The organism is Clostridium sp. SM-530-WT-3G (assembly GCF_012843905.1).
GTDB lineage: Bacteria > Bacillota > Clostridia > Clostridiales > Clostridiaceae > Clostridium.
On sequence record NZ_JABAGC010000009.1, the window covers coordinates 72,930 to 92,866 of the forward strand.

10 protein-coding genes and 1 pseudogene are annotated in these 19,937 nt (G+C 27.6%); 3 read left to right on the forward strand and 8 right to left on the reverse strand.

From position 1 onward, the window contains the following. Positions 1–75 precede the first annotated feature (75 nt). Positions 76–558, reverse strand: a complete 483-nt coding sequence (locus tag HF850_RS05630; protein WP_169104494.1) for a hypothetical protein — start codon at positions 556–558, stop codon at positions 76–78. Between the two features lie 178 nt (positions 559–736). Between HF850_RS05630 and HF850_RS05635 the strand changes: the two genes are divergently transcribed. Continuing rightward, positions 737–1,225 carry a hypothetical protein gene (locus HF850_RS05635; RefSeq protein WP_169104495.1) on the forward strand — a complete coding sequence of 163 codons (489 nt, stop codon included), beginning with the start codon at positions 737–739 and terminating at the stop codon, positions 1,223–1,225. Between the two features lie 74 nt (positions 1,226–1,299). On the opposite strand, the gene HF850_RS05640 is transcribed toward HF850_RS05635, so the two are convergent. Then, on the reverse strand, positions 1,300–3,480 hold the full coding sequence (locus HF850_RS05640) for a DNA topoisomerase III (protein WP_169104496.1): 2,181 nt from the start codon (positions 3,478–3,480) through the stop codon (positions 1,300–1,302). Between the two features lie 621 nt (positions 3,481–4,101). On the opposite strand from HF850_RS05640, the gene HF850_RS05645 reads away from it, so the two are divergent. Then, positions 4,102–5,433, forward strand: a complete 1,332-nt coding sequence (locus HF850_RS05645; protein WP_169104497.1) for an IS3 family transposase — start codon at positions 4,102–4,104, stop codon at positions 5,431–5,433. Between the two features lie 136 nt (positions 5,434–5,569). Here the strand turns inward: HF850_RS05645 and HF850_RS05650 are convergent, their stop codons facing one another. The 6 genes from HF850_RS05650 to HF850_RS05675 all read right to left on the reverse strand — a co-directional run bounded on the left by HF850_RS05650 (position 5,570) and on the right by HF850_RS05675 (position 19,407). After that, on the reverse strand, positions 5,570–10,882 hold the full coding sequence (locus tag HF850_RS05650) for a DEAD/DEAH box helicase (RefSeq protein ID WP_169104498.1): 5,313 nt from the start codon (positions 10,880–10,882) through the stop codon (positions 5,570–5,572). Between the two features lie 23 nt (positions 10,883–10,905). Next, complete coding sequence (locus HF850_RS05655; RefSeq protein ID WP_169104499.1) at positions 10,906–11,958, reverse strand: hypothetical protein; 1,053 nt, start codon at positions 11,956–11,958, stop codon at positions 10,906–10,908. A 1-nt stretch (position 11,959) separates the two neighbouring features. Next, positions 11,960–14,089 carry a hypothetical protein gene (locus HF850_RS05660; RefSeq protein WP_169104500.1) on the reverse strand — a complete coding sequence of 710 codons (2,130 nt, stop codon included), beginning with the start codon at positions 14,087–14,089 and terminating at the stop codon, positions 11,960–11,962. Beyond that, the gene (locus tag HF850_RS05665; protein ID WP_169104501.1) at positions 14,082–15,647 is read right to left on the reverse strand and encodes a hypothetical protein; all 1,566 of its coding nucleotides are present in this window, start codon (positions 15,645–15,647) and stop codon (positions 14,082–14,084) included. The genes HF850_RS05660 and HF850_RS05665 overlap by 8 nt, the downstream gene beginning before the upstream one ends. 184 nt (positions 15,648–15,831) lie before the next feature. Next, positions 15,832–16,089, reverse strand: a complete 258-nt coding sequence (locus HF850_RS05670) for a hypothetical protein (protein WP_169104502.1) — start codon at positions 16,087–16,089, stop codon at positions 15,832–15,834. 126 nt (positions 16,090–16,215) lie between these two features. Next, positions 16,216–19,407: a 3'-5' exonuclease gene (locus HF850_RS05675; protein WP_169104503.1), complete on the reverse strand. Its 3,192-nt coding sequence runs from the start codon at positions 19,405–19,407 to the stop codon at positions 16,216–16,218. Positions 19,408–19,730: 323 nt separating this feature from the next. Between HF850_RS05675 and HF850_RS15690 the strand changes: the two are divergent. Next, positions 19,731–19,847, forward strand: a pseudogene (locus HF850_RS15690) (sigma-70 family RNA polymerase sigma factor); the annotation flags it as partial. Between the last annotated feature and the right edge of the window lie 90 nt (positions 19,848–19,937).

The window sequence follows — 19,937 nt, forward strand, 5'->3', positions numbered from 1 at the left end:
ATATTAGGTTGTGTAAAAAACATTGTTTTATTCTTGATAATACCTATTAAAATTTCAAATTTATAACTTTATATCCTAGGATTTAGATTCAATATCATTTATAACAGCTAAAAATATATTATACATTTCTACATTATCATCTTCATTTTGAAGAATTTTTAATCCTAAAAAAAGTACAAATAGAGCATATGTTATCAAGGAAAATCGTCCTAATTTCTTAATGCAGATGTCCATATAAGAAAATACACCACTTGCTGTAAGTCCAGCTAAAAGAGATGCTCCTATACCACAGCCTCCACTAGTATATGATCCTAATTTTGATTTTATATGAATTTTTTCAATATTATAATCTATATTTTTATTCCTATACCATTCCTCAACCCTTTTATACATTATAAACATTGTTTTATCCCTATGTTTTGTAACCTTCATTGTGAATTTATAACATTCTCTATACTTCTTAACTATTTCAGGCGTATATATTTTATAATCATCAACTTTAATATTTTTCTTCTTTATAATCTTATTTTTAAAATCAACTATATTTTTTATCTCCATAAGACCATTCTCCTAGAATTGCTTTATAAACATTTTCTTGAATTAATAAACCGTCTCTTCATATATCATATACTATAAAATATTCCTTAAAATTATGAAATATTTATATTTTTTTTTAAACTTATTTGACTTTTAACATACTATAAAATTATAGAGTTATACGTAAGGTGAGTGAATAATGGACAATCGAGGCAATTTTAATGAACTAAATAATGATATTAATAATGGCTTTGATACTTTGAATAACAACTTTGATAATTTAAATAATAACTTTGATAATCTAAGTGATGATTTAAATGATTTAAATAACAGTCTTGGACTAAATGGATGTATTGATAATGCATATGATGCTGGACAATTAAACGGTCTTCAAGGTCTATGCTGTATTTCTAGGCAATATCAATCTCTTGTTTTACTATTAATATTGTTATACTTTTGGACAACACAATATAATACAAATTATCTTATGAACACTAACAGCCAGCTAGTATGTACTTATTCATGCCTACTAGAAAAAATGGTTGATAATGCTATAGATAATTGTTTTAACTGTTGTAGTGGAACTAGTCCAGCTTCTGAAAACAATAAGCACCGTCATAAGAAACATCGATGCAAAAAAAACTCCTGTGACTGTTGTGACTGTTGCGACTGCGATGATGACTGTTAATTATCATAATAATTCAAGCCATATTAAAAGCAGGAGCTTACTTAAAATTCTCCTGCTTTTAATAATATTTAATCTTATTTTCCAAAATCTTTTAATAAAGCTGCAAAAGGATTATCATTCATTTCCTCCTGCTCTGCTTCTTTTTGAAGTTTCTTCATATAATTATTAACTTGTCTTTTATCTACTTTACCTTTTTTATCAAATCTCTTTTCAAATACTGAAGCTTTTTCTCTAAAATTACACTTTGCCCCTGGACATACATATATCTTTCCCTCACCCTGTCCTCTAAGCTCTAAACGTTTCTTACATTCAGGACATCTTGCATTTGTAACTCTTGCAATATTTTCTCTATGACCACAGTTTCTATCCTGACATACATACATTGTTCCATTTTTACCTTTTACCTCAAGCATATATTTACCACATTCAGGACACTTTTTTCCTGTCTGATTGTCATGATGGAATTTTGCATTACCACCCTTAACATCTTCAATAAGAGCTACTGCATAATTCTTCATTTCTTTTATAAATTTATGAGAATCTGATTTTCCTCTAGCAATTTCTTCAAGTCTCTTTTCCCATTTTGCAGTTAATAATGGAGACTTTAATTCCTTTGGAACTAATTCAATAAGCTGCTTACCTTTTGATGTAGGTACTATATCTTTTCCTTGCTTTTCTATTACAAATGAATTGAACAGCTTTTCTATTATATCAGCTCTTGTTGCAACGGTACCAAGTCCTCCTGTTTCATTAAGAGTCTTAGCTGAATCTTTATCTATACTTATATATTTCTGAGGATTTTCCATAGCAGATAAAAGTGTTGCTTCATTAAATCTAGCTGGTGGTGTAGTCTGTTTCTTAACAATATCTACTGAAGAAATCTGTAGAATATCTCCCTTATTTAAAATTGGAAGCTCTACATTCTTTTCTTCATCATCTATGTTATCTTTTTCATAAAGCTTCTTCCATCCCTTGCTCTTAGTTACATTTCCTTTTGCAGTAAATATTTCACCATTTATATCTACCTTTATTGTAGTCTGCTCATATTCATATGCTGGAAGAAGTACACTTAAAAATCTCTTTACAACTAGATTGTATATATGACTTTCATCTGTACTTAAGTTTACCAGACTTCCCTTTTCTTCTGTAGGAATTATGGCATGGTGATCGCTTACCTTTGCATTATTCACAAATCTAGAGTTACCTTTTAAGCCTTCTTTTATAAGTTTTTCAGCATATACTCTGTATTCACCAGTACCTATTGCTTTAAGTCTTTCAGGAATAGTTGCAACAACATCAGTTGTTATATATCTCGAATCTGTTCTTGGGTAAGTTAAAAGCTTATGATTTTCATAAAGCCTCTGCATTATATTTAAAGTCTGTTTTGCAGAATATCCCCATATTTTATTAGCATCTCTTTGTAGTTCGGTTAAATCATATAACTCAGGTGAATACTTTTTCTTATTAGATTTGTTTACTTCTATAACTTTACCATCTCTACCCTTGCATTTTGTAACTATAGAGCTTGCAAGTTCTTCATTATATATAGCAGTATTTCCTTTATTATTTATATAATTTAATGTAAAGCCTTTTGCCTTTGCATTTATATTATAATAATCACTAGGCTTGAAATTTTTAATTTCTTCTTCCCTTTTTACTATCATAGAAAGTGTTGGAGACTGTACACGCCCTGCTGATAACTGAGCATTATATTTACATGTAAGAGCACGAGTCACATTAAGGCCAATAAGCCAGTCTGCTTCTGCTCTACATACTGCTGCTTTATATAGATTTTCATAATCCTTTGCATCTTTCAAATTTTTAAATCCATCTAAAATTGCTTTATTTGTCTGAGATGATATCCATAATCTCTTAAGAGGCTTTTTAACACCTGCTTTTTCAATTATCCATCTTGCAACAAGTTCTCCCTCTCTTCCAGCATCTGTGGCAATTATGATATCGATTATATCACTTCTATTCATAAGTTTCTTTACTTCGTTAAACTGTTTACCTGTCTTTTTTAACACCGTTAATTTCATATTCTTAGGAAGCATAGGCAGAGTTTCCATACTCCATTCCTTATATCTTTTATCATAACCTTCTGGATCCATGAGGCCAACTAAATGTCCCATAGCCCATGTTACTACATATTTATTTCCTTCAATATATGAACCTTTATTTTGATTACATTTTAAAACTTTAGCTAAATCTCTTCCCACAGAAGGTTTTTCAGCCAAAACAAGAGTCTTACTCATTATTAACTTCCTCTCTCTAACTGCTAAAAATCAGTTTTTATGTTATATTAGATTATTATATATACTAGGTTGAATAAATAAGAATCAAACATGCAAAAAACACCTAGAATTCTGCTCTATAATTTGTACTACTAATTTTCAATTTAGAACAAACAAGAATTATTTAGGAATTTATTTTTGCCGTTTTTTTGCCGGCAAAAATAAATTCTCTCTTAGTTTATATAAAAAATGATTTTTTATTTTTTATTCTTTCAAAATACTTGATGAATTCTTATATATTGAATAACTTGTTCTATTTTCAATATTTATTCAATCTACATCCTCTCTTAAGATTTTGGTTTTTCATTATTCAACTATAGCTTACAACACAATTTTCTACATATCAAGTTTTACTATATGAATAAACTGACATTGCAGGCATGATAGTTTTCTAAAAAATATAAGCATTATTTTTCTTCTTATGATTTAATTGTTATAAAGACTTCATGCTTACTCTATAAGAGGCAAAAAAAGGTACAAATTATATAAAATGGTACCTATAATCAGGACACTAGAAAAAAAAGTGTCTAGTTTATAGGTACTTTTTATGTATAATATTAATATAAATATTGGAGGAAAAATATGAGTAAAATAACATTTGATAAAAGAACTATTGAACTACTTAAGCAAAATCCATATGTTATTAGAGTTAGTGAAAAGTCTATAACTTACTCTGACGAGTTTAAGCGATTTTTTATAGATGAATATTTAAAAGGTAAACTTCCTAAAACAATTTTTGAAGAAGCTGGATTTGATATCAAAATAATTGGTATTAAACGTTACGAACAAGCGGCAGCTAGATGGTTAAAAGCTTATAATAATGATGGAATTATAGGTTTGCGTGACACTAGGAAAGAAAATTCAGGAAGACCAGTTAATAAAGAACTTTCAAAAGATGACATTATTTCAAAACAAGAAGCTAGAATTAAACTACTAGAAGAGCAGGTAGAAATGTTAAAAAAATTAGACATGACAGAAAGGAGGCTGGTAAACAGCTGCGTAAATCTAAAAAGTAAGGAGATATTTAAATTAATAAATGAAACTATTATTGAAAATAATTTCAAGAATATGATTTCATATTTTTGTGATCTCTTAAACGTTTCACGTTCGGGATATTATAATTATTTAAATACCTTAGATAGCAAAAAGGTTATTGAAGATAAAGATTTAGAAGCCAAAGAAAATATTTTAAAAGCTATGAATTATAGAGGCTATAAGAAAGGATCACGTTCAATTAAAATGGTCTTAGAGGGTGAATATTCTATCATATATAGTAGAAAGAAAATTCAACGTATAATGAGAAAATACAATATTAAATGTCCTATAAGAAAAACTAATCCGTATCGAAAGATGGCTAAAGCAACCAAAGAGCATAGAGTAGTTCCTAATTTACTAGAAAGAAATTTCAAACAAGGAATACCAGGAAAAGTATTACTAACAGACATTACTTACATACCATATGGTAATAATCATATGGCTTATTTGTCTACCATCAAAGATGGTAGCAGCAACGACATCTTATCTTATCATATTTCAGATTCTCTAAAAATAGATATTGTAACAGTTACTATAGATAAACTTATAGCTCAACATAAGAATGATCTTCATAAAGATGCATTTATTCATTCTGATCAAGGTGCTCACTATACTAGTCCTAAATTTCAAAAGTTACTAAAGGAGAATAACTTAGGTCAATCAATGTCGCGTCGTGGCAACTGTTGGGATAATGCTCCACAAGAATCTTTCTTCGGTCATATGAAAGATGAAGTTAATTTCAAAACATGCAAAACTCTTAACGAAGTTATTGACGCAGTTGATGATTATATAGATTACTACAATAATTATAGGTACCAATGGAATTTAAAAAAGATGACTCCTAAACAATTTAGAAATCATCTTTTATTAGCTTCCTAGTCCCCTTTTTTATTGTGTCCTTGACAAGGGGTCCACTTTACATATTTACCGCCTTTTATCTAAAGCCAAAATATATTTAGCTTTTTTATATTAATCTTTTTTATATTAAGTAATTTTTGAATATATCACTATATTTTTAATAAGCTCCATTTATATTCATATCTATTATTTTCCAAACATCTGCTATTGATACTTTGAATAATCTATCTGGAATTAAAATATCATTTGGTTCTGCATTTATTTGCTTCAAACTGCACATCGCCGGATATATTACTATTTTCTTTTTAGAGTTTTTTATATATAAATAATAGTCATCCTCATTTTTTATTACTTCTCCAAAGTCATCTTGTAAGTTAACTATTTCTTTTAGTATATCTATATATTTTTCTTTATCTTCTTTTGTAATACTTGTTTCTAGTTTTCCATTTCTTACCCATTTCAATAATTGCAATGCTGCTTTTCTATCTAACTTATCCTTAATAGATTGATTCCAGAAATGTTGTAAACAATTTGGACATGAAAGTTCACAATTACATTCAGTTAGTCGCCTTACAACTTCATCCATAACATCATCTATTAATTGGCCTACTCTATTAGCATAACCAGCTCCACTTGACAAGCTATCGTATAAATATATATCAACATATATAAGATTTTTATCAAAACGTAGACGATAACCTGATTTCAAATCACTAAATTCAATATCTAGTACAGTGCTAGCAGCCAAGACTATAGCTTCAGCTAATGAAGTTACTGCTGGAACTATCCACACATTTAAGCTTTCTCTATCAATTCTAATAAAGTCTTTTTCTAGCTTTAACTCTAATACAAGCATATCAGTAAGTACACTATATCCCAATAATACATTTTCTCTAACATGGTTACATGTTTGAGAATCAGTTTTTTCTCTATATGGTAATTTATAAGGCCTCTTCCTTTCCTTTAAATCTTTTTCTAGCGTATTTCCTGGATCTATAGCACCACATTTTGTGCATAAGCTAAACATTGAATTTTCAGGTCCTTTATTTACAAGAATTAATTTTTGATCTTTTCTATCCTCCATTTTAATTAATCCTGTTCCTGATATTGCTTTCATAGAACTTGAATCGTTAAGTAAAGAAGCATAAAAAGGCTTACTTGAAACAGAGTATTCTTGTGTATCTCTTACTTCTGGAATATTAGTTCCATTTCTTGCTGCAAATCCCCAAGGTTTAATTAAAGTTTCTTCCTTTAATATTCCTCCACATAAAGGACAAGATTTAGTTTTCTTTTCTGTTCCTATCCAACCACAATTATTATTATCACAGCAATAAATTTTGCTATTATATTCTTTCATATTTAACCAAGGTTCTGCTGCTTTATAACCATACTCTTTATTATATTTAGTATAATGATCATATAATCCACCTGAAATATATGACTTTTTATTAACAACTAGCATACGTCCTGGTGCATATTCACTTATTGCAATATCCAAGCTTCTTTCAGGACTTTCACTGACATTTCCATATTTATTTTCAATCCAAAAATGTACAATATCCCTTGGAAATGAATATGTAGGTAAAAATCCTTCTTTAAACAATATATCTAATAGTAAAGTATATGTTTCTTGTACTTCTCCATTTATTTTTTGCTTTATAATATATACAACTATATTTTTACTTACCTTTAAATGTAATCTGTTGATTTCTCCTTGAACATATCTTTCATATTCATTCCAATTAATATCCACATCTTTAGGGATAAGTACTGTTAATCTATTATCTTTTAGTGGTAATTTATTTTTTACCCATTTTATAAATTTTTCATAATTCGTTACATTATTATCTAAAAAGAAGTCATCAACTGTGATTTCTTCAATATTCAATCGATTCTCTTCAAAAAATTCTTCAATTAATATTAAATTTAAATGTCTTCTTATTAATTTTAAGTTTTTATAATCAATCCAAGGTGTTCTTGGCTCACCTGAAATTATTTGATCTGGATGATTAAAATACCATGAGTCGTGTGGTCCATTTTCTGTATAAGTAACAATACTAGATACTGCTGCGCCTTTTCGTCCAGCACGCCCAGCACGTTGCTGATAGTTCTCTCTCATTGGTGGTACATTTCTTAAACCAACAGCTGTTAATGAACCAATATCTATCCCAACTTCCATTGTTGTTGTGCAACTTAAAATATCAATAGGTTCACTATCCTCATCTACTACTATATCTCTAAACCTCATTTCATAATTTTCTGTTGTGGCCCATATATCATTAGCTTGATCTTTATGCGATAATTGTGCTGTATGTTCTTCAGTGACAAAATTTCTAATCTTCTCGCCCTTTAAAGCTTTTATAACAGGTTCTCTCCAAAAATCATATCTATTTAGTTCATCATCAGACATCTCAGTCAAATAATCTTTGCTTCCACAATATATGCAACTATCGAACAACTTAAAAGTAGAAGTACCTGAGCACCTACTGCATCTATACCATTTAGAATTTTCATGAGTTTTAAAAGTTAGATATCCTGGAGTTAAATATCTATTATTTGTATAATCTTTTTCGCCTTGTTTAGTAAGAGAGTTTATAAATGCTTTTCTTAATTGTTCTATTTGTTCATCTGTAATTCCATTTTTGCTTAATAATTTTACTAAATATCTTGGGAATTTTTCCTTCTCTTCTATTCCTAGATTTCCTTTATCAAATGATAAAATACTGTTTCTTACATCATCAGAAACTGATGGAAAAATAGCCATATCTTTTACAATAAGATATTGAATCCATGTATTAAATATATTTCTAATCAATGCTATACTTAAATCCGTTTCTTCAGAAATATCTTCCAAAACTTCTTCCTCTAACTCTTCAGCATCTTCACCCTTTTCAAGCAATACCACTTGTCCTAAACAAAGATTATTAAAGGACCTAAAGCTATCGCTAATATTTTTAAACAATAATTGATAAAATAATTGAGGTGGATTTCCTATTTTCCCTAACATTTTTTCGTATTTTAATTTTTTTCTATCTTTAAACTTTAGTTTAAAGTCTTTTACTTGATCTTTAAAAGCTTTATTATCTTCTCCATAAAAGAATGATATATCATTATCTACAACAACCTTAAGAAATGCATAATACAATAAATCAAGAGATTTTTCATCTTCTTCATATCTTTCATCTAATAGCTTTTGTGCCATATAAATCGCTTGTCTTCCAGCATCACGATCTGTTGCTATTGTCAAATCTCTAGCTAAAGTTGCAGCTCTTTGACGGCTATCTGAAAATAATAATACCTTTTTTCCTTCATTCTTTAATGTAACATCTTTAGCTGGCTGTCCTATAAGTTGTTCTATAATTAAATTCGCAAAAGGTTCATTACCGCGTACTTTAAAAGGAGTAGGATTATTTCGTTCTCTTCCACAATTAGGACAAGTATTAAATGTATATAATTTATTCTCTTTGATAGAACTCTTAGGAATGAGGACTTTTATAAATTCTTCATTATCATCAAAATCTCCGCCTTCATATAAAATTCCAGTTTTAATATTTATATAACCAAATATTGACTCCCTTTTTGCTTTACTATTCTTTGTGTCTTCTTTAAAAATATCCTTTCGTCCCTTTTGTGCAATCCATAAATGTATTTCACTTGGAAAGTTAATAAGACTACTTTTTTCCTGCCATAAAAATGTGTTATTTTTATAATCTTCTTTCTCCATAAATGCTCTAATAAAAAGTGTACCACATCTTCTATCACCTAATAATTCAAACACTCTGCTACCACACTTAGGACACATTAATGATGAAGTTTTATCTATATGTCCAATTCTTATTCCCATTAAATCATGACTATCCCCACATTTGGGATTTAAACATGCAAATATTCCATTTATTCCCCTAAATAGCATATGAACTCTAGCTGGTAGCAATACTTTTCCTTCTTTTGATTTAGATAATGTACCCAAAGCTAAAAGAATTTCTGTTGCATATTCAGCATCGCTTTGACTTACTCCCTCAAAAATTTGCTGAGCTATTTGTTTTAATGCAACACCTTTACCACTACAGCTTTTTATTAATTCCAACATTGGTGGATAATTAGATAGTTTCTCGAATAACCAATGATTATAGTTTGTATCAACTTTTCCCCACCCAAATAATTGTGCTAGTAAGCTAATCTGTCCTTTTATATCCTCTTCCTTACTTTGTAATTTATCGTAATTAAGTTGTAAAAGCTTTTCTACATCAGATTTATTCCCCTTTGAATGATTATACAGTGGTGTTTGCTCACCTTTAATTATTTCAAAATTACTATTATCTTTATTTTGTCCAGTTAAGCCACATGCAAATTCTAGCAATTCGTCTTTTTTATTTTCAGGAACACTTGCACTAGTTAGAATACAATGTACTTTATCCCTACCAATTTCAAGTTTGTCCATCAAACGTCTAATAAGCAATGAAACTTCTCCACCAGCTGCTCCTCTATACATATGCGCTTCATCAATAATTAACATGAATTTATTATCAGGAGAACTTTTCAACCATTTTTTTGTCTTAATCCAAAAACTTTGTTCAATTGGTCTCATAAGCATATATTCTAACATACTATAATTAGTTATAAGAATATCTGGACAGATCTTTTGCATTTCAGTACGTGTTAATAATTCTGAATCATTTGTAGCAGTTTTTTGCTTACCTTCATTTAATGAATTTATAAATGCTCCTAAATCCTTAGCTGGTATCCTACCTATTTTTTTTAACTTTTCATATATATCTTTATTATGTTCATCATAATTTAAATATGTCTTTTTCAATAAACCAGCAAGATCTTTATCTTTATTTTTATCCTCTTGACCAGGATAAGGTGTTCTACCTGTGTACATTCCAAAACGTAATCTTCTAATTTCCTTATTACTTTCCGTTCTCATTAATTTACCATAAGCATCATCTTCTCTGCCTATGATATTACGAATTCTTCCTAATTGATCAGATACCAAAGCATTCATTGGATATAAAATTAATGCTCTAATACCTTCACTGTTCCAATCGTCACTATTAGAAGAAACTTGGCTAATCATTTCTGTTAGTATAGGCCATAAAAAACATTCTGTTTTTCCAGAACCAGTTCCTGTTGTAACTAAAAGATCTTTGCCTTTATAATAAGCTTCAAGTGCTTTGACCTGATGAGAAAATGGAGTTTTATATACTCCTAAGTTATTTTTTATCAAGTAATCCAAATATCTTTTTATATCATCATTTAAATCTGCTTTTTCAAATCCTGTTTGCTCAATTTTATAATTTTGCGTTGCTTCAATATAAGGTTCTTGAAATAGAACGCTCTCTTCTGTTAACATTGATTTAGTAGCTTCTAATAATAAGTCATTCTCTGCAAAGTATTGTGCCTTAATATAATTGGCAAGTCTTTTCTTTAACTTTTCATGCGTTTTCCTTATACCTAATTCATTCATTTTCATTTCCTCCTTTACTTCAGTTATTCAAATATAATCTTAATGCCCAAAGAATTTAGCATACATTTTATATCTTCCCATAAAACTTTTGGTATTTGCCTTACAAAAGTATTATTGTAAACTTCTTTAGGCCATGATGCCATTAGCATTATTCTACTTTCCGCATTTGGTAATGTACTATGACAATGTAATTCTATAATATCTTCAATTCTTTTTGCTTTAAATTGTGCTGGATTATTACGATAACATTCTAACATGTACATTATCCTTTTTACTTCATTTTCTTCTACATACCACTGATCAAGCTTTGCAGTATAATATTTTCCTTCATCATAAAGCATCAAAGCATATTCATGTCTTTTGTCTATTGGTCTAATAACTGAAATACCATTAGGAATATATTTTTTATTAAGCTTTTTCCAAGCTTTATTATGCCATAATCCTGTGCCACCGCTAAAATATTCAATGTTTTCAAAATCTAAATCACTCTGTTTCCACAATGCATTTTGTTTTATAGAATTATAATATCCTTTAATTGTATATTGAGGAATATTAAATACTTCTGTAAAATTCTCATTGATTTTATCTATATTTTTCTGCCATACACCTAATCCTACAGAAAACGCACCTTGTTTCTTATTATTCCAATCATATTCTCCTAAGATTAATTTGTTATTTTTAAAATATACAATTGTTCTAGGAGTTGGTGTAACCCATTGCTTATTCTTTAGTTTATTCAACTGATAGGAAAATATTAACTTATCAATAAAATACCTGCTGATATCCATAAAATCACAATTCTTATTATTCTCATCAAAATATTCATTAGTATGTGGAATCGAATCTATTAACCCTCGTGATATATTTTCTAGCTTTTCAATAATATATCGTTGACTAGTATAATGATAATCTTTCTCCAAAAGAGCTAATTCTGTATATGAAGTACCTAATACAAGAGTTCTTCCCCACGATGCTAAAGCTGCATATACAATTCTATTGCCATATCCCATATAGCTTTCATTTTTAAATTTTTCTATAGCTAAATCTGATGATATTTGTTGCATTAGTTCATTCATATTACTCACCTATCAAAATATTATTTGGTTCTAATCCCAATTCATCTTTGTAATTTTGTATATTAGCCGAAAGTTTTTCTATTGTTTCATCATCATTAATTGTTGATTTTATATCGCAAGTAGCTAATATTTTTAAAGCTTTATTTTGTGAAAGTTCTTTTAAATAGGCTAATATTAATGTCCTACTTGCTATATAAGCCTTATTAAAATCAACATTCTTGAATAACTTTTTCAATTTAGAATAACTTGAGTCTATTTCTATCTTTTGTTCCTTAAATTCAGTAAGTGCATTTACACTATCACCATAACAATAATCATACTTCAGTACAGGTTTAATATCATTTATTTCAATTAATGAGAAGTATTCATACATATAAGAAGGCATCAATTCTTTCATATTACTATCATCACATGATATTAGTAGGATTTTATCATTATCTATATCATTAACTTCTTTTATAAAAGACAATATTGTTGTTTCATTCATTTGACCAATTGCACCTTCAATTAAGTAGACTTTAGAATCATTATTTCTATAAATATCTAATAGTTCATCAACATCATTATACCCATCAGGTAAGGTAATAATTAACGGTGTTTCTGCTGAATAAGCATAGCTTATAGCTTTAGCAATTTCTCTAACCTTATATCCCATTATTACAGGAATCATTTTAGATGCTAGTACACTTACAATATAATCTGATAATTCATTTCTTATTTTTCCAATACCTATATTTTCAAAATTATCACATATCATATCAGAAAATTCATCTATATCATCAAATAATTCAACTTTATTTCTATCAACTTTTACATTCTTCTTAATATATAATTCAGTAGATTTTTGACGCGTTTCTGTAGATACATTATAATTTAACATTGAAGATTTAATAGCAGAATTTATTAATTCTTTATCTATATTTTCAATAAAATTAAATACAATCTCATCATACTCATTTACTTTTTTAATCTTTTTTTGTTTTTCTAATTCTAAATTATCAACTTCTATTTTTAATTCTTTAATACTTTGATTTAAATTACTAATACTATCTTTTAAATTTGATTCCTCTTCTAGTAATACTTTATTTTTCTTACTAAGTTCTAATTCGAAATTTTTATTATGCTCATCATATATTTCATCAAGTTCTTTATTAAGTTTCTCAATTATTTTATCTTGACCTAAAATTTCATCTTTAAGTTTACGCTTTTCTATTAATTCCTTTTCCAATTGATTTTGTAATTCTTGTTTTTCATTAATAAAATCTTCATTAATACCTTTATATTTAACATTAAACTCTTGTATTTTCTTTTCTAATTCTTCTATGTTTTTATTTAATATTTCTATTTGATGTTCTTTCTGCTCATATTTTTGATGAATTTCTCTAATTTCTTTATCTTTTTGGTTAATTTCATTGATTAAATCTCTATTAATTATTTTTTCTTGTTCCAAAAGTGTCTCATTTTCCGTTTTAATAATTCTAATCTTATCCTCTAGCTCTTCTCTGCATTCTTCTTTTATTGTTTCTTTTAATTTAATATATTCTAAAGCGTTTTCAATGCTTTTTTCTAATAATTGTATTTGTCTTACTTTAAGTGAAATTTCATTCAATGTAAAATATAAAAATATTTGTTCTGAATCTAATTTATCTAATAAGATTTCAACTAATTTTACATAATACTGTTTATTCTTTGTTTGTATAATAGAATTGATATATTGCATACATAGGTAGGATGAATTCTTAATCCTTGCTGCATCTTTAGCCAAAAAATTAGGTTGTACACATAAAAATGATTGTTCTTTACTATTCACTACATTTTTTTCAAAATAGGCTAGCAGTTCTTTATCTTTGTTCAATTTAAAATATACATATGAATTGAATTCTTCCAATAATTCTCTAATGCGAATATGTATATATTTAGTTGTAAGCATATCTCCTTTTAAAAAACTTTTTAATATTATTTCTGGTAACTTTTGTTGTAATAATTTAGATTTTTTATCTATTCTTATTCCATAAAGTTCTTTAGAAAAAAACTTATTATTATTCTTTATAAAATCAAATAAATCTTTTTTAGGTATTAATTCTAATAATATTTGTTTATCACCATTATCTAATTCTTCTATATCAATCATTAAATATTTTCTCCTCAAACTTACTTAATATTAATGCCGCATCACTAGGAATTCTCCTTCTTTTAATCCATTGATGCAAAATTTTATAAACACCACTAGTTTCAGTATTTAAATTCTTTTTAATCCAATATAATAAAAGTCTATTTTTATAACTTATCCTTGTATAATTGCCACTACATTTACAAAGTTTAATATACAACAAATTCCAATTCGATTCGCTCAAATCATTTTTCTCTCGCTTATATTGATAAAACACCTTTCCAAAACCATTAGCATCAAAAATAATTTTAGTTCTATAATTAATATTTTCTAACACAAGGCTACTAGAATTAATACAATAATTATCAATAGTAACTAATCCTTTAACTGGTATGTTAGAGTTTATATATAACTTTCCATTAGTAGGCAACTTATTATTTTGTGTTAAATCGATTTGATTTTTTTGTGAATCACTTATTATAATTTCTGGTAATATATTTTTTTTATCATGTAAAGTTTTTTTATAATTTATAATATACTGTATTTCAGCTGAAGTGCTATTAATTTGTTGGTTACAAATTATTTTATTAGTACATATAATTGCCTTTTCATTAATAGTAGATATATTCTTAATCTTAAATACCTTATCTCTTGTAACATCATAGGCTCTTCCGCCATTTATCTCATAAATATACTCATTACTATTCTTGTTTGAATTATACAGCCAAGTATCATCATTATTTATTTGCAATTCATTTCCATTACATATTGATGGTGGCCATAAAGGAATTATTTTATTTGATTCTTGTTTTAAATGATATCCCTTTTTTTCTATGAATTGCCTTGCTTCTTCTGAAAACTTAGTAATTTGAAAATTATATATAAAGTATGTTTTTTCTCTTAAATTATGATTTAATTTAATATGACCGATTTTTGTAAATAATATTCCTTTTATACGTGGTTCTAATCTGTCCTCAGAAAACATCATTATATAATTATTTCTCACATATATGTTAGCCTTTAGTGCTAAACGATATCCCCCATCCTTACTAGTCTTATATATATCATTTTCTATGTTTATTCCTCTAATTCCCCATAACCATTTTCTTTTTACTTCATTTAGTGTTGTTTCTGGCATAGCCTTCACATCAATCCAACTTTGAATTTTATTTACACTATAATAATTCAAATTATCAACATAACCAAAACTCTTACCATCAATAATAATCTTAGTTTTATTTTCAGCTAATATATTCATGCAATTTTCACTAAGCCTTGGGAAATATGCTCTAAGCTCAAACTTATTTCTATCATTACACAAATATAAAGGTATTCCACCATTATTTATATATATAACATCAGCTATATTATCAATTTTTTTATAATTAGTATCTTCATGATATTCAGGACATGTACGTTGTAAAGGAGTTCTTTCTTTTATTATTTCATGTGCAAAATAAGATCTTTGACCTGTCTTCAAATTCAATTTTTCCATACAGTAAGGACATAAATATTTAAATCCTTTTACAGCATCTTTATAATCTATTTTATTTCCATGATTATCAATGGCTATTTTCATATTATCCTCCTTGATTATTCATATCTATACTTTTACACAAATAATAGTTCACTCTAATATAATAATATTGATTATTTTCATAATATTATTAATAATTATTTTTACACATTCCCTTATTATTTTAGCATGTACAACTTTTATCATCAATTTATGTATTCCACAAAAAATAGTATTATTAGAACCACTATCTATTATATTTAATTTTTTTATGTAAATTTTTCACTACACTTTCTGCTATATCATTATCCTCTTCTGCTCTTTCATAACAATCCTGATACTTATAAATATTACTTTTATCAATCCTTAACAACTTTGCATAATTACCTAATTGCTCTAAATAAGATACAACTAAAGATGATATTTCTCTTGTACAATTACTTTCATCTAATTTATCTACTACTCCACTTGCAGTATGATCTACAACTATAATAAAATTCCACATAAAAATAACCTCCATATACTTTTATTTAAATAAAATATATGGAGGAATTCTCTTATTACCTTAACTCTATATATAAAATAAATTACGAATTTAGGTTTTAATTATGCATTTAACTTTATTTTAATACTACTGTCTTGCATTTAATTCTTTATATAGCTCTTCTAATTTATGTTTTGCTCTTTTCTTTTCTTCTAAACCTCTTCCAAAAAACTTAAATCTATTCTTCTTTACTATCTTTTCTTGAACTTCAATCTCTTTTTTTATTATTAATATTCTTTCTACAGCTTCTTTTTCTTTCTTTAATTTTTCGTTTTCTAACTGTATTTGTTTTAATCTTTCTGCTTCTTTTTCTTTCTCTAATCTTTCTTTTTCTAGTCTTTCTGCTTCCTGACGCTCTTTCTCCAGTCTCTCTTTTTCAAGTCTCTCTGCTTCCTGGCGTTCTCTTTCTATTCTTTCTTTTTCAAGTCTTTCCGCTTCTTGACGTTCTTTCTCCAGTCTCTCTTTTTCAAGTCTCTCTGCTTCCTGGCGTTCTCTTTCTATTCTTTCTTTTTCAAGTCTCTCTGCTTCCTGGCGTTCTCTTTCTATTCTTTCTTTTTCTAGTCTCTCTTCTTCCTGACGTTCTTTCTCTAATCTCTCTCTTTCTAGTCTTTCCGCTTCTTGACGTTCCTTCTCTAATCTCTCTTTTTCAAGTCTCTCTTCTTCCTGACGTTCTTTCTTTAATCTCTCTCTTTCTAGTCTTTCTGCTTCCTGACGCTCTTTCTCCAGTCTCTCTTTTTCAAGTCTCTCTGCTTCCTGGCGTTCTCTTTCTATTCTTTCTTTTTCAAGTCTTTCCGCTTCTTGACGTTCTTTCTCCAGTCTCTCTTTTTCAAGTCTCTCTGCTTCCTGGCGTTCTCTTTCTATTCTTTCTTTTTCAAGTCTCTCTGCTTCCTGGCGTTCTCTTTCTATTCTTTCTTTTTCAAGTCTCTCTTCTTCCTGACGTTCTTTCTCTAATCTCTCTCTTTCTAGTCTTTCCGCTTCTTGACGTTCCTTCTCTAATCTCTCTTTTTCAAGTCTCTCTTCTTCCTGACGTTCTTTCTTTAATCTCTCTCTTTCTAGTCTTTCTGCTTCCTGACGCTCTTTCTCTAGTCTCTCTTCTTCTTTATCTAAATTTTTATTGCTATCCATATTATCATCTGGTTTTTTTAATATTTTAGAAAAAGATATATTTCTTATTGTTTCTGAATTATCAAATTTAATAACATATGATGAAGTATCTTTATCAATTTCCTTAATTATTCCATGCCCAAAACCTTCATGAATAATTTCATCTCCAATAGAAAAAGACTGATTATTTGTTTTATTCATTTTACTTTCACTATTAACTATAAAATTATTAGCATCATCAACGAGACCTTCTTCCAGTTCAACAACATAATTCAAATACATTTTATCTGTATTAAAAATGAATCTAGATGGATATCTACACGTACCATCATAATTAGTACCCTCGGCTTCGCTCAAAAATAATGCATTTTCAGCTCGTGTATATCCTACATATGCCAACCTTCTCTCTTCTTCCATTTTTTCTTTTGTATTAGCTTTTGAACTTGGAAAAATTCCTTCATTTAAACCACAAATAAATACATACGGAAACTCAAGTCCTTTCGCCGCATGTAAAGTCATCATCTTTATAACTTCTGATTTTTCTTGTCTATCAGTGTTTGTATATAGAGATATTTCTTGAAGATAATCTTGCAATGTAGTTTCTTCGCCTGCAGAATTCTCATAATCAGTTATTGAATTTTTTAGTTCTGCTAAGTTATCTAGTCTTTCATCTTCTCCAGTTTCTCGTAATAAAGCTTCATACCCCGACTTATTCAATAACTCCATTAACAGATCACTTATTGTCATTTCCTTATATATTTTTTTATATTTTTCAATTAAGTCTATAAATTCATTAGCTTTACTCTTTATTATCAAATTATTATCTTTATTCATCTTTAATGCATTATATAAAGAGCAATTATTTTTTTCCGCATATTGGACTAAAATTTCCATTCTTTTTTTGCCAAAATTTCTTTTTGGCTCATTTATAACACGCATAAAAGATAAATCGTCCTCAAATGCAATCATTCTTAGATAACTAAGAATATCTTTTATTTCTTTTCTCTGATAAAATTCTACCCCACTATATAATACATATGGTATTTTATTTTTTAATAATTTTTCTTCAATACTCCTTGATACATAGTGAGCTCTATATAGTATGGCAATATCCTTATAACTCTTACCACTATCAACTATTTTCTTTATATTTTCTACTATCCAGTCCGCTTCTTTATATATTGTTTTTGCATGATTATATATAACTGGAATTTCATTAAACTTGGTAGCTACAAGTTGTTTATCAATTCTATGCTTATTTTTTGATATCAATGAATTAGAAGCATTAATTATATTCTCTGAAGAACGATAATTTGTATTCATCATTATTGTTTTTGCATTAGGAAACACTTTATCAAAATCTAATATAAAATTTACATATGCACCTCTCCACGAATATATTGTTTGATCTGGATCTCCTACAACAAATAAATTTTTATGATACTGGCTTAATATTTCAACCAATTTATATTGATTAGGACTAACATCTTGAAATTCGTCAACCATAATATATTCAAGTTTTTTTTGCCACTTTTTACGTACCTCTTCAAATGTATTTAGTATATATAATGCAAATGTTATCAAGTCATTATAATCTAAATTATAATTTTTCTTTTGCTGATAAATATACCCAAAAAATATTTTATCTTCAATTAATTTAGAATTTAAGAACTTGTCCTTAATTATATCATTATCATTTTCTAAAACATATTGGATATGTTCAAATGCCATTTTTCGTAGTTCTATCATTCTTTTTGCTTGAGAAAAAGTCATTTGTCTTGATGATATATTAGCTTGTTCATATACAATCTTTAATATTGATTCCATATCCTCTGTATCCATTACAATAAAATTATCTGGATAACACATTGTATGTATATCTTCTTTTAATAATATTCTACAAAATCCATGAAATGTGCAAACCATCCCGGTATCATTATCACCAAGAACAGCTCTTATTCTTTTCTTCATTTCTCTTGCTGCTTTATTCGTAAAAGTAACACATAATATATTTGCAGTAGAAATTCCTAATTGTTCTACTAAATATATGTATCTTGTTGTAAGTGCTTTTGTTTTTCCACTACCAGCCCCTGCAATAACTCTAACATAACCTTCAGTTGTTGTAACTGCTTCTTTTTGAGAATCATTTAGTAAATCTAATAACTTTTCAATCATTGTATAATACCTCGTATTGTAATATATTTCGAATTTGTCTTTATATATAATGAATTAACTTATTTTTATTTATACTCTTCTAAAATATTGTATCATATAGACAATTGTTATATATATTTTTTTACCAACTTAATTGTAATTTCATAAGTTATAATTACATATTATCAAAGAAATTCTAATGTAATAATTTAACACAAGAATATTACTAGTTATTTAGATAAAATAAATGTATGGATAATTATTTAAAATGCACTTTTCACTTTTTAGAATTTCTTTATTTCAACCATATACATTACATAAGAATATATACTTGAGGTGATTTAATGAATTATGACTACATTGAAAACCTTGTTATAAAATCAAAAGATGGTAATGAAGAATCAAAAGAAAAGTTGGCCAATGAATTTAAGCCTTTCATAATAAACCTATCAAAAAGGACATGATAGTGTAAATTTGTTTACACTACGCTTTTTAATTTTTCTTTATATTTCAAGGGTTCCGACCGTTTTTTTGTATAAAAAAACAATGAC